The 17819-nt window shown below is 39.0% G+C and carries 13 protein-coding genes; 8 read left to right on the forward strand and 5 right to left on the reverse strand.

Features of this window, described 5'->3' with window-relative positions; all coding sequences use genetic code 11:
• Nucleotides 1-57 precede the first annotated feature (57 nt).
• On the forward strand, nt 58-897 hold the full coding sequence (locus tag DSM106972_RS00865; RefSeq protein WP_127077953.1) for a DUF928 domain-containing protein: 840 nt from the start codon (nt 58-60) through the stop codon (nt 895-897).
• Here DSM106972_RS00865 and DSM106972_RS00870 read toward each other — a convergent pair.
• The 3 genes from DSM106972_RS00870 to DSM106972_RS00880 form a co-directional block, all read right to left on the reverse strand.
• Complete coding sequence (locus DSM106972_RS00870) at nt 894-3518, reverse strand: CHAT domain-containing protein (RefSeq protein WP_127077955.1); 2625 nt, start codon at nt 3516-3518, stop codon at nt 894-896. The genes DSM106972_RS00865 and DSM106972_RS00870 overlap by 4 nt on opposite strands.
• Nucleotides 3519-3521: 3 nt before the next feature.
• Nucleotides 3522-4082, reverse strand: a complete 561-nt coding sequence (locus DSM106972_RS00875; RefSeq protein WP_127077957.1) for an S-layer family protein — start codon at nt 4080-4082, stop codon at nt 3522-3524.
• 83 nt (nt 4083-4165) lie between these two features.
• Nucleotides 4166-7219 carry a two-partner secretion domain-containing protein gene (locus DSM106972_RS00880; protein WP_127077959.1) on the reverse strand — a complete coding sequence of 1018 codons (3054 nt, stop codon included), beginning with the start codon at nt 7217-7219 and terminating at the stop codon, nt 4166-4168.
• 172 nt (nt 7220-7391) lie between these two features.
• Here DSM106972_RS00880 and DSM106972_RS00885 point away from each other — a divergent pair, with 172 nt between their 5' ends.
• Nucleotides 7392-8249 carry a glycosyltransferase family 2 protein gene (locus tag DSM106972_RS00885; RefSeq protein WP_127077961.1) on the forward strand — a complete coding sequence of 286 codons (858 nt, stop codon included), beginning with the start codon at nt 7392-7394 and terminating at the stop codon, nt 8247-8249.
• A 23-nt stretch (nt 8250-8272) separates the two neighbouring features.
• Here DSM106972_RS00885 and DSM106972_RS00890 read toward each other — a convergent pair whose 3' ends face one another.
• Complete coding sequence (locus tag DSM106972_RS00890; RefSeq protein WP_127077963.1) at nt 8273-10576, reverse strand: CHASE2 domain-containing protein; 2304 nt, start codon at nt 10574-10576, stop codon at nt 8273-8275.
• A gap of 247 nt (nt 10577-10823) precedes the next feature.
• Here DSM106972_RS00890 and DSM106972_RS00895 point away from each other — a divergent pair, with 247 nt between their 5' ends.
• From DSM106972_RS00895 to DSM106972_RS00915, 6 genes are all read left to right on the forward strand, one after another.
• The gene (locus DSM106972_RS00895; RefSeq protein ID WP_127077965.1) at nt 10824-11240 is read left to right on the forward strand and encodes a hypothetical protein; all 417 of its coding nucleotides are present in this window, start codon (nt 10824-10826) and stop codon (nt 11238-11240) included.
• A 128-nt stretch (nt 11241-11368) separates the two neighbouring features.
• Complete coding sequence (locus DSM106972_RS00900; RefSeq protein WP_127077966.1) at nt 11369-13561, forward strand: peptidase domain-containing ABC transporter; 2193 nt, start codon at nt 11369-11371, stop codon at nt 13559-13561.
• Nucleotides 13530-15023 (forward strand): HlyD family secretion protein, encoded by a 1494-nt coding sequence (locus DSM106972_RS00905; RefSeq protein ID WP_127077968.1) that lies wholly within the window; start codon nt 13530-13532, stop codon nt 15021-15023. Before DSM106972_RS00900 ends, DSM106972_RS00905 begins: the two co-directional genes overlap by 32 nt.
• 82 nt (nt 15024-15105) lie before the next feature.
• Entirely contained in the window at nt 15106-15312 is a 207-nt protein-coding gene (locus DSM106972_RS00910; protein ID WP_127077970.1) for a hypothetical protein, read from the forward strand.
• A 393-nt stretch (nt 15313-15705) separates the two neighbouring features.
• Nucleotides 15706-15867: a hypothetical protein gene (locus DSM106972_RS53040; protein WP_186538574.1), complete on the forward strand. Its 162-nt coding sequence runs from the start codon at nt 15706-15708 to the stop codon at nt 15865-15867.
• Nucleotides 15868-15902: 35 nt separating this feature from the next.
• Entirely contained in the window at nt 15903-16424 is a 522-nt protein-coding gene (locus DSM106972_RS00915) for a hypothetical protein (protein ID WP_127077972.1), read from the forward strand.
• 58 nt (nt 16425-16482) lie between these two features.
• Here DSM106972_RS00915 and DSM106972_RS00920 read toward each other — a convergent pair whose 3' ends face one another.
• The gene (locus tag DSM106972_RS00920; protein WP_127077974.1) at nt 16483-17811 is read right to left on the reverse strand and encodes an AAA-like domain-containing protein; all 1329 of its coding nucleotides are present in this window, start codon (nt 17809-17811) and stop codon (nt 16483-16485) included.
• Between the last annotated feature and the right edge of the window lie 8 nt (nt 17812-17819).

Consider the following 17819-nt stretch of genomic DNA (forward strand, 5'->3'; position numbering starts at 1 on the left):
TAAATATTGTAGTTAAATACTATGGATAGAAAACGAAAAATATAGCCGGATATAGCGATGTTGATAGATTGTAAAAAAGGTTTATTTTTCTTTTTGTGGTTAATCGTTAGCTTTCCTTCGTGTTCGGCGCCTTCTGTTGCATCTACAAAAAAGCTAGCTAGTAATGACCATCAGGCACAAACTAATGCAGTCCAAGAAGAAAAAGACCCTCCAAGTAGGGGAACTCCTCCAGCCAAAGAGGGTACAGGAAGCAGAGGTGACTGTGGATATAAGCAGGGCATGATACCACTAACTCGTGTGGTAGGTAGTAATCAATTGAAGTCAACAGTAAATGAACGTCCAACTATTTGGGTTTATGTGCCTTATACTTCGACTGATGCGGAGTCGGGAGAATTTTCTTTGCAGGATGGTGACGTTGAGTTATATCGTACTCGCTTTCGCTTACCAGAAAAAGCTGGTATTATCAGTGTGAGTTTGCCATCAACAGTACCAGCTTTAGCGATTGGTAACTCTTATCGATGGTATGTTGAAGTTAACTGTCACGGCGCCTCCAATAGAGGTAACTCAGCTACACCAGCTTCCGTAACAGGACTTATACAACGACAGTCAATACCAGTTGAACTGGCAAGGCAATTAGAAAAAGCAAGCAGTCCTTTAGAGAAAGTTTCTGCTTATGCCAAGTATGGTATTTGGTACGAAACAATAACGGAGTTGGCGCAATTACGTTTAAAAGAGCCACAAAATTCTACTTTAAAAAAAATGTGGGTTGAGCTTTTAAGCGCTAAACAAGTTGGCTTAAAAAGTATTGCTCAAGTCGATATAATTGGCGAGAAACCGGTTTCTAAGCAAGATTATCGTTTTTATTACAAGTTATTAACAAAGAAACCGGGTTTCTAAAGCCAGTTTCCCACTAAAATGAATGAAGCCCAATAATAAGGACGATTATAATCTCGGCTTGAAGATTCTTTCAAAAACTTAATTTGAGCGTTTCTTAAAGCTTCTGCTTTTGTGACTTGTCCGAGATTGAGTTGTTGGTAAAATTCAATCATAAATTCTGCGGTAGATGCATCGTTAATTTGCCATAACGAAGCTAGGGTAGTACGGGCGCCTGCTCGAATTGCTACTCCTGCTAGTCCTAATGCTGCCCGCTTGTCTCCACTTGCTGTTTCGCAAGCACTAAGAATTAGTAATTCAATTGGCTTGGCACTTCTTTGGTAATCTAAACGCAGTAAGTTATCTAAATCTTTAACTTTTATACGTCCATTCCAATCTAAAATATAAGTTTGTTCAGGATTGGAGCTAAATTTACCGTGAGTTGCCAAGTGGACAACATTGAAATTTGTTGTATTAATCTTGGCTTGCACGTTATTTTTAATGAATTGTTGATTTTCTAGTGTCTGATTGCGTTGTACCTTCTGCTTAATTCCTGCTAATTCTAATTCAACATTATCAATTACTCCTAATCCTTCTTTTTTAAAGCTAGGAGCATCACTGGCGCCTGCAATTAACACATTGACGTTTGAGCTTTGTAATGGTTTAGCTTCGAGTAATTGTAAAGTCTGAGTAACGCTTACAGCATATCTTTCGACCAAATATTTGTCTCCGTCATAAAGAACAGCCATTGGAATATTTCGTAATGAACCATCTAAAACAAATACTAATGTTTTAATCTGACTTTGTTCTCGTGTAGTTGTGGCGCCAAGTTCAGCCGCAAAAGGTTTAATTAACCAGTTATATAATTGTTGTGCTTCTGCTTTGACTTGTTTTAAACTCGTGCTAGGTCGTGTTAGAGACTTTTGCAGTTGTGTTACTGCTGCATCAACTTCTTGCTCCGAGACATTTACATGAGCATAATGACGTAAATTATCTGAACCTGGTAATTTGAGTATTACCTCCAAACGGTTTTGTAAGACAATTGGATAAATAACAGCAGCATTTGAGTCTAAATTGTCAATATTTACTTGTTTTGGTTTGGCACAAGCATCTCCAAAAAAGTTATCTAATTCTGCTAGTTGTAGCGCTTCCATTACCTGACGCGCTTGGATGAGATTACTTTTACTGGGGGAGCGCAAAAGCAATTCGACTAATTGCCGATACACTGGTTCTACACTTTCTCGGAAGGAAAACTGAACTTCTGGACTAAGAGCAATTAAATCACTGCGTAAACTACTGAGGTTATTAAATGCTTGAGTATAATATTGAATTGCTTGAAAGTTGGCGCCTTGTTGTGTTTCTGCTTGTTTTTGAAACAATCTTCCCATTTGCCACTGCCACAGGTAGCTAATATCTGGTGCATTTATACCCTGTGCCAGAGATAGTGCAGTAGTAGTAATTTTTTTTGCATTCGACCAATCTTTGCTGCTTTCGTATAATGTGCCAAGAGTGCCAAGTGCATAAGATTCCGCACGCTGGTCTTGCAAAGTTCGAGATTGATTAATAGCTGTTTCTAATACCTGAATAATATTTTGAGAATTATCTCTTTCTTCCATCTTCATTAAACTTTGAGCAAAGTTGACGCGCGCGTAGATGGATACTCGACTTGCTGGTAATTGACTAATTGAAGCATTAACTTGATTTATTAATGGCGAAATAGATGTAAGCTCACTAGTATTAATTAACACTGCAATTTGATTGAGTTGCGCTTGAATTTTGGTAATAGGCAAAGCTGCAAGTGCTGCGGATTTTTGATAATATTCTAAACCTTTTTGTCTGTGCTTTTGTGTGTTATCTGTATCTTTTAATGCTTCCGCTCTGTTAGCAAAAGCTATTTCAACATTTCCTAAATTGAGCAAAGCTGTACTTTGTTCTTGGGGTAAATTCAATTTTTGGGCAACACCTAAAGCAAGAGTCAAAATTTCAGTCGATTTTTCTAAATCTCCATCAAATCGGCGAATATTACCAAGATTCAGTAAACCAGATACTTTTAAGGAAGAGTCTGATTGTTCATATAATTGTTGCTCGGCTTGAGTTAATAATTTCTCCGCTCTACGGTAAAGCCCCAAACTTTGCAACGAATTAGCTTGATTTATCTGACTACCAACAACACTAACAGTATCACCAGAAGAAGCATAAAATTTTTGTGCCAACGTAAAGCTTGTGAATGCTGCTTCAGTTTGTCCTTGTGCTAACTGCCAATGTCCCTGACTGTTAAGAACTTGCGCGCGCACTTTATATGACTCTCGCTCAGATGGTAATTTATCTAGTAAATCTAAACTTGTGTCAATTGCTGCCTTTGCTTGCTGCCATTGTCCAAGTTTTTGCTTAACTAAAGATAATAAACTTAATACCTGAGCTTGATTAAGTTTGTTTCCCGAAGCTTGATAAATACTAACTGCCTTTTCTAACGACTGCGCTGCTGCAAAAAATTGTCCAGCATCATAATATTTTTTACCAGACTGCACTAAAGTTAAAGCTGGCGCCAAGTTACTTTGTGGTAATGCAACTGGAATTAATGGAATAACCAAGCTGAATATTAGTGCAAAAATACTCAACAAAATCAAGTTTAGCAGGCGCCTCATAATTTACCTCCCCGTTTGGCAATTTAAAGAATGTAACCAAGTATTTTTAGGCGCCACGGTTACAGGTTTTGCCGTAAGTATTACATTACCATTTGCATCAGTTACCCAACCTTGAGCTTCAACAATTGTTGTAGATATGTCTGGTGAGGAGCGTGGTGAGTTATTAATTATTGCTGGTTTGCTTTGATATGGTTCTAATATCGACCAATCTTCCCAAGCTGCATTTGCACTAACAATTCCATAAGGAGAAGCAGGTAAACCACCTCTACCCGTGATAGTAAATTCACTTCCAATAGAAGCTACACAAAGATTTTGGTTAACTAACCCAGAAGCATCGACTATTTCTGTGGGTAATTCTGTTATTCCCCTACTAGGGTCAGTATCAGGTGTATTGAGATTTATTTCACCATTCAACGAAGGGTTGGTTTGAGAAATGGCGGTAATCTCACTTGTTTGTAACTGACTAGGGTCTAGTTTTTGTGGGTCAGTGGTTTGCAACAACCGCTCAAGTTGTTGACGACTAAGCGGTTTTATCCCAAATATTCCAGCAGCATTAATATTCACCTTACCACCGCTACCCTGAAAAGCATTCGCGGTGATGTCCCTGTTTTCGTTTGGAGGAGCGACGATGAATTTGGCATCAATATCTATATCACCACCATCTCCTCCTGAAGAGTTAGTTCAGCGTTGGTGGAGATTTTACCACCACGACGCAGTAGTAATAGTTCTTGCATTTTAAGGGTGATACTACCCCCAGTGTTGCTAGCGGTTTCGGCAAAAATAGCAGCTTGATTGTCTAAGGTGAGGGCGCCTGCTTCAATTTGAATATCACCACCCTTTCCGCTACCTTGGCTATCTACAGCAATACGGGCGCCATCTCGTAAAATGATGCTTCTAGGGTCGATAAAGATATTACCACCATTGCCAGTAGAGCCTGTTTGGGTGTTGGCAAACAACCCACTATTTACTCCAGCTATAAGTATGCTGTCCCTAACGTTCAAAGTGATGTCGCCAGCTTTATTAACGCCTGTGGTACTAGTGCGGAATTTACCTCCATTAATAGTCTCTAAGCGATTCGCAGTGATTGAAATGTTACCACCAGCACCATTATTGGTGGCGCTGGAGATAGTAGCTCCATCCCGGATAATGAGTGTTGGACTATTAACGGTAATATTTCCCGCTTTTCCCGTGCCTCTAGTCGCAGTAAATAAACCACTTGGAAATCTACGAATTGCTGTAGTTCCAATTAATTGAACTGATTCTGATGCATTTACTATTAAATCTCCACCCGAACCTGTACTACGGATATCGGTACCAGCATCAATCTGCGCTCCATCTTGGAGAATAAGAATTGGGGTATTGATAGTCAACGTTTGTGCTTTTCCAGTACCTTGAGTTTGGGTAAACAAACCAGTTATACTCTGTTCATTGGGATTATTTATTACTTGTATTGATTCAGTGGCGTTTACCGTTAACTTGCCACCGCTTCCCTCGTTTGTAGTGGCACTAGAAATAATTCCACCATCTTGAATCATCAATTTATTAGTATCAATATTTATATTTCCTGCGTTGCCTTTATTAATGGTTTCTGCTGCAATTCTTGCTTGTTTTTGGATAGTTAGGTTGGGGGTGTTAAGGGTGATGCTTCCTGCATTACCTGTACTCAAAGCTTGAGAAGATAATCCACTACCTATACCTTCAAGCAGCACCGACTCTGAAGCTTTTATTGTTAATTTTCCTCCCTGACCTCCACCAATAGTACTAGTTGAAACTTGAGCGCCGTTCTTAACTATCAGTACCGGAGTATCAACAATCAAGTCTCCGGCTTTGCCTACATTGTAAGTACTAGCAAAAAAACCAGTAGTTTGTTTGCCATCATCTGAAGTTCCATTCAATTGCACTTGTTTTGAAGCATTTACAGCTAAACGTCCTCCATTCCCACTGCCAACAGTTAAAGTAGAAATCTGCGCTCCCTTGTCAGCAAATAAATAACCAGTATTAATTGTCAGGTTGCCTGCATCACCTTTACTAGCGGTTCCTGCAAAAATATCCGCCCCTTCAACTCGTAACAGTGGTGTGTTAATTGTTAATTCTCCCCCTTTACCTGTTGCGTAGGCGCCAGCAGTCAACTCACTCACATTACCCGAAGCTGAAGCCCCGCGTACATGTACTGATTCCGTGGCGTTTACAATTAAACTTCCGGCATCGCCATCACTATTAGCAGTAGCAGCAATTTCTGCACCATCTTGGACAAGCAGTTTTCCTGTATTGATTATCAGGTCTCCCCCCTTGCCTTTCCCATTTGTGTTGGCTGCTAAAATACTTTCAGAGGAGCCACTAACTTCTACCAATTCAGATGCGTTGATAGTTAACTTTCCTCCATTGCCATTTCCAAACGTCGAAACCCCGACCTGTCCCCCATCCTGCACTAATAATCGTTTGGTAGTAACAGCCAATTCTCCGCCATCTCCAGTTGAACCCCTCCGAGTTTGAGCAAATAAATCACTACCAAATTCGCGACTTTTAGTGAAACCACTTACTTTGACTTCTGATGCTGTTACCCTCAAATTTCCCGCTTTTCCTGAACCAGCAGTAGTAGTGGAAACCCTGGCGCCCTCTAAAATGCGAAACACGGGAGCAGTAATTGTTAAGTTTCCGGCATTACCTGTTCCTGTAGTGCGTGCAACCAACTCGCTACGTTGACCAGTCGCAGATTCTCCAACTACTTCTAATATTTCTGAAGCATCTATGTTCAACTCTCCACCAACTAGCGACCCTAAAGTATTGGCTTCAATTCGCGAACCATCACTAACTGTCACATGTTTTCCAAAAACCCTAATATTACCCCCTCCTTGGTTACTAGTGCTGACAGATGCTCCGTTACGAAGGGATATATCTGCTCGTTCTATTTTTTCAGGATTGATACTCGGTTTGTTGTCATTGAAAGTTAATCCTAACCTTCCCACTGTCACACCTGCTAATTCGACTTGACCCCCTAATGCGTGAAGACCTCCGGAATCAACGACAATTTTTCCCCCCAGTAGTAACAAGCTTTTGCCATCTGGTACTCGTAAGCCAAATAAAGGAGTTCCTGCTACGTTTAACCCTGCTTCCACCCTAGAGCGATTTTCGATTTGTTTATTATTTATCTGGTTAAAGAATAATGCATCCGGATTGACTGTTAGTAGCGCAGGGCTAGAAGGATTAGCTGCACTGAAAAAGCCTTGCTCGCCAAACTGAATTGCATTTGCCGTACTAGCAACAAATGAACCCCCAATATCCAAACGTGCATTTTGTCCAAAAATTATCCCATTGGGATTGAGTATAAATAAATTGGCATTACCTTTTACACCTACAGTTCCCAAAATATTCGATTGGTTATTACCTGTAACTCTACCCAGAATATTATTTATACCAGGAGGATTTGAGAAATATACTCGTTGTCCATCTTGGATATTAAATTCACTAAAGCTGTGAAAAATGTTACTGCCTCGAATGGCGCCACCATCAATTTGGTCAGCAGTCGCACCTTTGATATTTACATTCGGGGTAATTAGTGTACGTTCGGCGCCTAAAGTTTCATCTGGAATAATTTGAGCAAGGACATTATTGCAAGAAAATGTAATCGCCAATCCTCCGAAAAATGCGAATTTAGCTACGCGAACTGCATGTAATAAAAAATTAACTTTGCTGGTTTTCATCAGTTACCTCCTTAATACTTTATGAGCAGTTATAAAAATAAAAAGTTTTGATATAGTGTTTCATAAGCTACTGGGGTACATATATTTTTTTGCTAACAAAATAATCAGCTTTAAAAATATACCTTACCAGGTTAGGAATCGATACATTAATCGGAGGAAATATAAAATTTTTATGAACTTAAGTGTGATAGTACCGTGTTTTAATGCTGCGGATACCATCGCTTTTCAATTAGAGGCATTGGCTAAACAGCAATGCTCCTTACCGTGGGAGATTATTGTTGTTGATAATGGCTCCACTGATGACACAGTAGCCATCATCAAACAATATCAGCACCGTTTGCCTCATCTTCGTTTTGTGGAAACATCTGCTATTCAATGTGCTGCCCACGCGCGTAACGTTGGTGCAAGTGTTGCATATAGTGAAGCGCTTGCATTTTGCGATGCGGATGATGAAGTAGCTGCTTGTTGGGTGGCAGCTATGATTGAGGCACTTTCCAAGTACGACTTTGTTGCTGGTTATAATGATTACTGGAAACTGAATCAACCGTGGGTCATTGAGTGCTGTAAATACAGAGAAGGCAATGGAGTTAATAAACATCCATATCTTCCTTATGCAGGCGCCAGTAATCTTGGTGTTAAGCGTTCAGTTCATGAAATGGTTAGTGGTTTCGATGAAAAAATGCTTGTACTCGAAGATGTTGACTACTGCTGGAGAATTCAAGAGGCAGGGAAAACTCTTAATTCTGCAACAAATGCACTCGTTCATTTCCGCTTTCGCAACACTATAGGAGATTTGTACCATAGATATCGGAAATTAGCTGTTTACGACGTTTTGCTCAATAAACAGCATCAAAAAGTGGGTATGCCTAAGTTGATTAAATGGCAAAGTTTCGTCAAAGACGCAGCCATTCTTCCTGTGAAATTTCTGCTTAAAGTTCATAATCGAGAAAAGTTGGTAAGGTGGTTATTAGATGTTGCCTGGTTTACTGGACATTTACAAGGTTGTATAAAGTATAAGTATCTTCCTTAATGCTAGGAGAATTTTGAGAGATTTTAATGAGTTTTGTCAAATATCTTGTATTTATATATGACCAAAAGACTTTTAACAGCTATCAATGCTAAAGCTGAAGGAACTAGGGGTATCCAACCTCCTTTTAAAATTAGTAATCCCCCACAAGTTAGATACAAGGCGCCATTTTCAATTCCTGCTCCTAGTAATATTAAATGTGGTGACATTAAACGCCAAGCTAGTACACCTCCTACTAATGACCAACTAAAAATCCATATAGTTTCTATTGGTTTTGGCAAAGACCAAATTAACGGTCGTTTATCAAGTACTGTACTGAGAATATGACTAACCATGTGTGCTTGAATTTCTACACCTGCTAGAGTTTCTTCTGTTAAATCGCCACTACTATAAGGTGTGCGCCACTGATAATCTCCAAAGCTAGGGTCTGTCGTGCCAATAAGTACTATACGATTTTTGGCTCTTTCTACATCAAACTGATTGCTGAGAATATCTCGAAGAGTTACTTTTTCGGCAATTTCTGATGACGCGCGATAGTTAAGTAATATTTGATGACCACTAGCGTTGATTTTGCGATAGCCACTGGTATTCTCTTCTAAAGGTTTAAATGTTACTTCGCCAAGTTTTAAGTAATTATCTGGTGTAAATTCTTGTTTAATTCCAGAAGAAGCTAAATAATGGGTCGCAAGTTTCCAACTAAACGAGTATTTGCTTTGACAAGGAGATGCAGAATCCACAGCTAATATTTGGCGCCGCAAAATTCCATCGGGGTCGCGTTCTACATTATTAAATCCTTGACCACGTTTAGGAACATATGAAGGTGGTTTGATACCTGGTTTACCATATAAGCAAATTGCAAAGAAGTTATTGCGTTTTATTTTTTGGGCTAGGGTTGGGTATTTTTCTCCTACACCTGTTTCTCTATATATATCTAAACCAATAGCTCGCGGTTGAGACTGTTCTAGTTTTGATAGTAATTGTGCTAAAGAACGCTCTGATATAGATGCTGCTCCTCGCTCTATAACGGGTTGAGACTGAACGTCTTCGTCTGTAATGGTAACTATTAATAACCGCTTATCTACTCCTTCATAAGGGCGCCAGCGCATTAGTTGGTCGTAAGCTTGAAGTTCCCATGCTTGTAAAAAACCAAGCGCTCTAACAAAAGTAATTATACTGGTAACAGCAACACTTGTTAAAGCAACTTGCCAAAATGGTATAGTATTGGTGTTGTGCTGTTTATCTAAATGTTTGTTAAGCCACTTTAAATCAAAAACAGCTTGATAAATAGGGTTTTTAATAACTAAATTTTCATTGTACTTATGTACTAAACCAGAAAGACGTAATTCTAATTGCTCGTTAGAATTATTTGCAGGTATTTTTCCCTTCTGCAAAATTTGTTTATACAGTAATAGCAAGCGTTGTGTGGAGCGCGCGTTTCTAAGAATGCGGTCACGAACTGTACGTAAATGCTCTGGTTCATCTTGAGATTCCCAATTTTCTATAATTTGCTTTTTGACTAATTGATTTATTGACTGGGGTGTTTGCAGTTTAGATTGCTGGGAAATAAGTAAACAAAGCTTTTGGGTTAAAAACGGTTGTCCAGAAGTCCAGTACAGTACTCGTTTTAAAGCTGCTTCTGGGTTGCTGGTTTTTTCAAGCAAACCTTGCATAAAAATGTTACTTTCGTGCAGTTGAAAGCCTTTTAATTCAATGGCTCTACCGATATTAAAGGGAGTGGCATTTTCATCTTGTATCAAATCAGCAGGTGTTGCTACACCCAATAGTGCAAAAGAAAGTCTTCGATATTCTGTTTTGCTAGCTCTTTTATCGTAGCAGTTGCGGATTAAAGCAAAAAACTCATCTGTGGCAAAGCTTAAACTCAGAACGCTGTCAATTTCATCAATAAAGATAACTATATTTTGTTTAAGTTGCGTCAGTAATACCTTTTCAATAAACTCCCCTAAACGTTGCACTGGCGAAAGGTCTTCTTGTTGGCGCCACCAACTACGACGGTCTATTTTTAGCTCAAAACCGCTTATTAATTCTTGAATAATACCCCCATACCATTGGGAAGCAGTAATTTCTTGGCTTCCAATTCCACTTAATTCAATTTCAACACAGGCGATGTCTTGTGCTTGTAGCTTGTACATTGTACGAATGCGTAAGCTTGATTTGCCCATTTGCCGGGAATTAAGGACATAGCAATATTCGCCTGCTAACAAAGCATTGTAAAGTTCATGGTCTGCTGCACGAACAATGTAAGTAGGAGCGTCAGCAGGTAGGCTTCCTCCGGCTTGATATTTGTAGTTGGAGTTAAAATCAGCCCTCATCTTCGATTCCCCACAAAGGCTTTATTTTTACCAAATTATATATCGTTTCAGCCCACTGGCGATATTTTCAGTGTCTTACCTGAATTTTACTGAATTTCACAGAATTACTGCTTTGTAAATCTAATTTGATACTCCTAAATTTAACTAAACACTTCAAGAATGTCTTCAAACATACTATTAATAGAAAGCAACATTAAAGCTTTCTTTCCCAACAATTAACACAAATCAAAAATTAAGGACTTTCTTTATGTCACTTTCTACTTCTAACATTACTAGCGTCGAACAAGAACTGTTTACCGAATTAACTGCTGAAGAAGCATCTGTAATTGAAGGAGGCGCCTACCTAATTTTACATAATGCAACTGCTGTTAAAGCAGGCGCCGACTTTGGACCAAGTAACGGAGACGACCTTAAGGTTAAAGTTAACGGCAGACAAGTCTTTGGAACTCTTGACGACGTAGATACTGGCGAAACTGCTCGTATTAACAAACGAGTATACTTCAATGGAACCGCCAAGGTTAATCTTTTTGACGGCGACCCCTGGCCCAACGATGACGACTATATGGGAGGTTTTACTGTAGGAAGCACACCAACTAACGGTACAAGAACAATGCGAGTTAGGGGTTCTGGTTCTACTTACGATGTAACTTACAGCATTGTGTAGTCCTAAAAAAACCAGGTTTCTCTACGAAAATTTAGCTTTGTTAGCATAGCTTATCATCAGAAACCGGGTTTCTTGTTTAGTGTTGTTTAGAGGTGGGGTTGGGTGTTAACCCAACCTACTATTTAATTATGAAATATCAGATTGTTCTTCAACATAGCGAGGAAGACTGCGGTGCTGCTTGCCTTGCAACTATTGCTAAACACTATGGACGCACTTTTGCGATTAACCGTGCGCGTGAAGCGGTTGGTACAGGTTCGCGAGGTACCAGTTTGCTGGGGTTAAAACGAGGAGCAGAAACGTTAGGTTTCCATGCACGCTACTGTAAAGGTACTCCTCAGTTACTTGAACGACTCTCGGAAATTCCTTTGCCTGCGACTATTCACTGGAAGGGCTATCACTGGGTTGTTTTATACGGTAAGAAGGGGAATAAATACGTAATAGGCGACCCTGCCGTTGGTCTACGGTATTTAACCAGTAAAGAATTAGTCGCTGGTTGGATGAATGGTGTGATGTTGTTATTAGAACCTGATGATAGCCGTTTTTACTTACAAGAGTCTGATAAAATAGGCGGTTTTGGGCGTTATATTCAACGGGTTTTACCTTATCGCTTAATTCTTGCTCAAGCTATTGCGATTAATTTATTTATTGGACTATTATCGCTTGCCTCTCCCTTTATGATGCAACTGCTCACTGATGATGTATTGGTGCGGGGAGATACTCAGTTGCTAACTACTGTGGCAATTGGGGTAATTGTCATGAATTTGGTTAGAAGTGCTATCGGTTTAGTACAGTCAAACTTAATAGGTCACTTTGCACAAAAGTTACAGTTAGGACTAATTTTAGAATATGGTCAAAAATTACTACATTTACCGCTATCTTATTTTGAAGGGCGCCGTAGTGGAGAAGTAGTTAGTCGCATTTCTGATGTTAATGCTATCAATGCCTTAGTTTCCCAAATTGTCCTTGGTTTACCTAGTCAATTTTTTATTGCTCTGGTTTCCTTAAGTTTAATGCTGGTTTACAGTTGGGAACTAACTTGCGCTTCAATTGTTGTTTTTATCGTCGTTACGGGAATTAATTTACTTTTTTTGCCAGCATTACGTAATAAAAGCCGTAATCTCTTGGTACTGGGCACAGAAAATCAGGGTTTTCTCGTTGAAACCTTTCGGGGTGTTCAGGTGCTAAAAACAACACAAGCTACTCCTCAAGCTTGGGAAGAGTATCAAAACAATTTCGGGCGCCTAGCTAATTTGGGTTGGAGTCGGATGCAACTAAGTTTATATAGCGGTACGTTTACGGGTATTATTTCAACTTTAACTAATATTGGTTTACTTTGGTTAGGTAGCAGTTTAGTAATTAATCAAACTTTAAGCATTGGGCAATTGCTGATGTTTAATGGCATGAGCGGTAACTTTCTGGGTTTTTTGAGTTCGGTTATTGGGTTAGCTGATGAATTTATCACTGCTCAAATAGTAATTCAACGCTTGACAGAAGTTATTGACGCAACTCCAGAAGACGAGAATGATTTTAAAAAGCCTTGGGCAGAAATTCCTGGTAATGCCGATATTAATTGTAATAACCTTAATTTCCACCATGCAGGTAGGGTTGACTTACTAGAAGATTTTTCTCTTACTATCCCTGGTGGTAAAGTAATTGCTTTAATTGGTAAATCTGGTTGCGGTAAAAGTACCCTTGCTAAACTGCTTGCTGGTTTATATGAGTCACAATCAGGTAATATTCGTTATGGTCTTTATAATCAGCAAGACCTTTCTTTAGACTGTTTGCGTTCCTCAGTTGTATTAGTTCCTCAAGAACCGCACTTCTGGAGTCGCTCTATAGTTGATAATTTCCGCTTTAGCTATCCTAATATTAGCTTTGAACAAATTGTCAAAGCCTGTCAAATCGCTGGTGCAGATGATTTTATTAGTAAATTACCTGATAAATATCAAACTGTGTTAGGTGAATTTGGCGCCAACCTTTCCGGTGGACAGCGACAAAGGTTAGCCATTGCCAGAGCTATAGTTACAGACCCACCTATATTAATATTAGACGAATCTACAGGCGCCCTTGACCCAGTTAGTGAAGCGGAAGTATTAGACAAACTACTGTATTACCGTCAGGGTAAAACCACAATCATGATTAGTCACCGTCCCAAAGTCATCCAGCGTGCGGATGTAATTGTACTACTAGAACAAGGGCGCCTGAAAATTCAAGGTAGTCCAGAACAACTACGCGCTCTCCCAGGTACACACTTAGATTTTTTAGAAGACTTTCTCCCCCCATCTCACTATGCTTACACACGAAGCTTCAATCCCTGTTGAACAAAATTTTCTACCCCCAATTAAACGCTGGACTCAGTTTGGTGGAATTTTTATCCTTACTGTATTGAGTCTAACTATTCCCATAGCTTCCTTTGCCAAATATAAAGTTACCGTCAAAGCACAAGCAACTATCCGTCCTGCTGGAGAATTACGAATCGTTCAGTCAGCAACCGAGGGTCAAGTAATGCATATCTCCGTCCAAGAAAACCAAATAGTCAAAAAAGGAGATATCATTGCCACTATTGACGACTCGCGTCTGCAAACTAAAAAAAGTCAACTACAAAGCAATCTTCAACAAAGCAAATTACAACTCGTCCAAATTAATGCCCAAATAAATGCAATGGGTAATCAAATTCGCGCCGAAACAGAGCGCATAACCCGCACTATTGCCTCAGCAGAAGCCGAATTAAGCGGTCGTACCCGTGAGTTTAGAGATAAAAACTTGACGACAGTTGCAGAAGTCCAAGAAGCTGATGCCAATATAGGAATCGCTCGAGAAGAACTACATAAAGGTTACGCTGATTTAAAATCGGTACATTCAACCTTTTATGCAACTCAAGCTATTTTAGCAGCAGCACGAACAAAACGAGAAAGATACGAAAGTGTAGCTAAAGAAGGAGCTATTTCCAAGAATCAATTAGAAGAAACACAGTTAGCAGTCTCGCAACAAGAACAAGCAGTAGAAGCGCAAAAAGCATTAATAGAATCACAAAAACAAACAATTAAACGCTTAGAACAAGCAGTCTTAGCAGCACGTGCTAGAAAACAACGCGCACAAGCTATATTAAATCCAAGTAATTCAGAAGTAGGAATAGCACAACAACGTATAGCTCAAGAAAAAGCAACACTCAAAGCTAACTTTGCAGCACTAAGCAAAGAAAGACAAGCTCTTATTCATCAAAAAATTGATATTCAAAAACAACTCGAACGAGATAGTCGTGAGTTAATACAAGTAGAAACCGATATTAAACAAACAGTTATAGCGGCGCCAGCAGACGGTACTATATTCAAACTAGTTCTACGAAATTCTACCCAAACAGTACGAGCAGGTGAAGAAATTGCTCATATTGCACCCAACAACAGCAACGTAGTAGTAAAAGCTATCGTTGACTCCCAAGATGTAAGCAAAGTCAAAATAGGACAAAAAGTCAACTTACGAGTATCAGCTTGTCCTTACCCAGACTACGGAACACTTAATGGTAAAGTCAAAGCCATATCTCCAGATGCCATTACCCCCCAAGCTAATGGTACACAAACAGGCGCCATTGCCACAACTCAAAAACCCGGTGTAGGCGCCACATTCTACGAAGTAACAGTAGAACCAAACAGCCTCATCCTAGGCAAAGGCAAAAACAAATGTTCCATCCAACTAGGCATGGAAGGCAGAGCAGATATTATCTCCAGAGAAGACAATGCACTCCAATTCTTCCTAAGAAAAGCAAAACTAATCACAGACATCTAAGGGACTTCCAAATAAAAAAATCTCCAATATCTTCTTGTGGAATGGGCAGGAAAGCCCGTTTATTTAAAGAAGGCGGGCAAGGATGCCCACCCCACAAGATGGAGAATTAAATTTTTGGAAGTCCCTAATACAACTCTCTCTTGTGGAACGGGCATCCTTGCCCGTCATAAACATGGGGCGGGGACACCATTTACGTCAAGTTAAGAAAAACGGAGTCTTGTCAAGCGGAGGCGCCAGGATATTTGTAGGTTGGGTGTCAGCGAGTGCGGAACCCAACATGAACAATTGACTTTTGATTATATCCTAACCAAGAGGATGTAATTAAAAGGTAGTCAATGAAACACCGAATGGGTTGTAGTCGGTGTTATATTTACTCAGTCTGCGGGAACACTAAAAATAAGGAGTTTTGAAGCCGCTAAAACAATTTAAGCGAGAGTCAGGCACTTATGGATAGTAGTTTGCAGATTGACAACATTCAAAGTTTTATCAAAGCTCCTCCTTGGAAGAGATGTTGTGCATGTTGACGGAAGACGAGGAAAAGTCTTCTTAATAAATCCTATAGGTTTACAGATAGGTTTAGAGTTAACAACTAAAAAAATAAACAATTTTAAATGTCAAGATAATTCTACACGAGAATTATATAGTACAAAATATTTAAATAAAATATATCCACCTCTTTTACATGAAGCAGCAAAAATACTTGGTACCGTACTTTTGGAAACAACGCGGTGAAGAAATCCTTCAACTAAATCGTAATCAACGGCTAAAATTAAAGTTACTAGCAAACCCAACGCTTGCTGAGTTGGTAAGAGCGGTTAAACAGAAAAAAATAAGTCAACTTTAAAGTTTATTTGAAAAACTCCCACAGTGAGGAAAACAATGTTAAGTGATATTGAGTTTCAGGAATTAGCCGAGGATTTGTCAAGTCCTGACGTATCAATACGTGTTGATACGTTAAAATGCTTATATAGACAGCCTGTTCTTGATGAGCGGGTATTACCATACTTGGAAGATTTGTTAGATGATGACACAATATCCGTTATATTTCTGCCCTACCGTTTTGGAGAAGTTAGGTGGTTAGCAGCTAAGGTATTGGTCGCAGAGCGCGCAGCACTTGGACATAGCCAGCCTGTATATTTAGATAACGTTTTTCAACCAATTAATACAGAAGAGTTTGCATCGTTGGCAAGGAGTGCCGGAGTAAAAAGTTCGGGTGGTCTTGACGGTATACTTGAAGCTCTTGTTGTTCTTCGTCAAATGAAACGATTACCATTACATACCTTACAACTTATACCGAGCAGTAGAAATAATCAAAATATAAAAATGAACGATTTAAATTCTATCAGCGACAAATCTGATAGTCAGGTAACAGAAACCATTGCTGGACAAAGAATCAAATAATTGGTTATTAACCCCAAAATCTAGTACTGGTATATTACATGCCAAGGATATAACATTATTATTCTAGTAAATGCGCTTGAAAATACTGGCGATATAAATTACACCTTGGCTCTACTAAATTACCAGAAAGTTTAACTAGACCTATGCTTTGTAATTGATAAGCTAACACTGGTTCTAATTGCACGGGATGTGTAGAATTATTAACTTTAGTAAAGGCTTTTGCTAATTCAGGATGTTGTTGTAAATTTAACCAATGTTCACGTAAATGATGAGCGTAAATACCAGTTTCTGTAGTTCCTTCCATCAAGATTTGCTCTAGGGTAATATCTGGATAATTTTTAAGGTGAGAAAAAGCCATTTCTAATAAATGAGGATGTCCCCCAACTAAGTTTATAAGCGAGTCTATTAAAGTCGCATCTAAATTAAGTCCATGTTGCTGGGCAAAATCTTGCACTTGCTCGCGCGTAAATTCAGACAATTCTAACGGTAGTCCAACATTAAATGGTGATTGATTAATATTTAATCGGATATAAACATTAGTAGAATGTATTAGTACCAACCGCAACTTTGCCCAAATTTTTCTGGTTCTTGCTTTCTCATACCAGGAGCGTAACAGTCCAAAAAAATCTTCATAAATTTCTGGATAAGGAAAAAGTAAATCTACATTATCTAAGCACAAAATCAAGGGACTATCGGTAGCAGCTAACAAATATTCTTCAAAGTAGGTCGTGCAACTGACCTTTGCTCCCATACCTTCTTCATCCCAATATTCATCTAACTCGCTTTTGTATGATAACTCTCGACTCACATTAGTACAAAACCAACGTAAGAATTTATTCAGGTTAGTAAAATGGGTGTTTCTATCTGCTAGCTCAAAACTTAATATTACGCTGCGAAAGTCTTGTTTCGATAATTTTGTAATTACATTAATCATCAGTGACGTTTTCCCCATTAAACTCGGTGCTTTAATACGGATTAAAGAACCAGGTTGTAAAAGAGTTTCGTAACAAATCGATTCTATCGGATGTCTTTCAACATAAATTTCAGGAATTATATTTTTTAATTGTTCTTGCTCTATATCTAAGTCAATACCTAAAGCATTTGTATTAGTGCTTAATTTCTCCCATCTTCGCTTTAATGCTTCTTTGAAACTATTTTTTTTGACTTTTTCTCCCAATGAATCAGAAAGTAGTTTCCAGAGCTTCGGCGCCACATCTTGACTAATATAAGTAGTAGCATACTGATGTTTAGCAGCTATTTGATCATATTCTTGCCGTTCCCAGGCGCCTTTGAGAATGATAATCTCTATATCTGTTAAATTTCTCTTAAATTTTTGATTAACTGCTTGATTAGCAACCTGAATTGCCTCATTTAAGTTGAAATCCATAATGCTAG

It is taken from the genome of Dulcicalothrix desertica PCC 7102 (assembly GCF_003991905.1).
GTDB lineage: Bacteria > Cyanobacteriota > Cyanobacteriia > Cyanobacteriales > Nostocaceae > Dulcicalothrix > Dulcicalothrix desertica.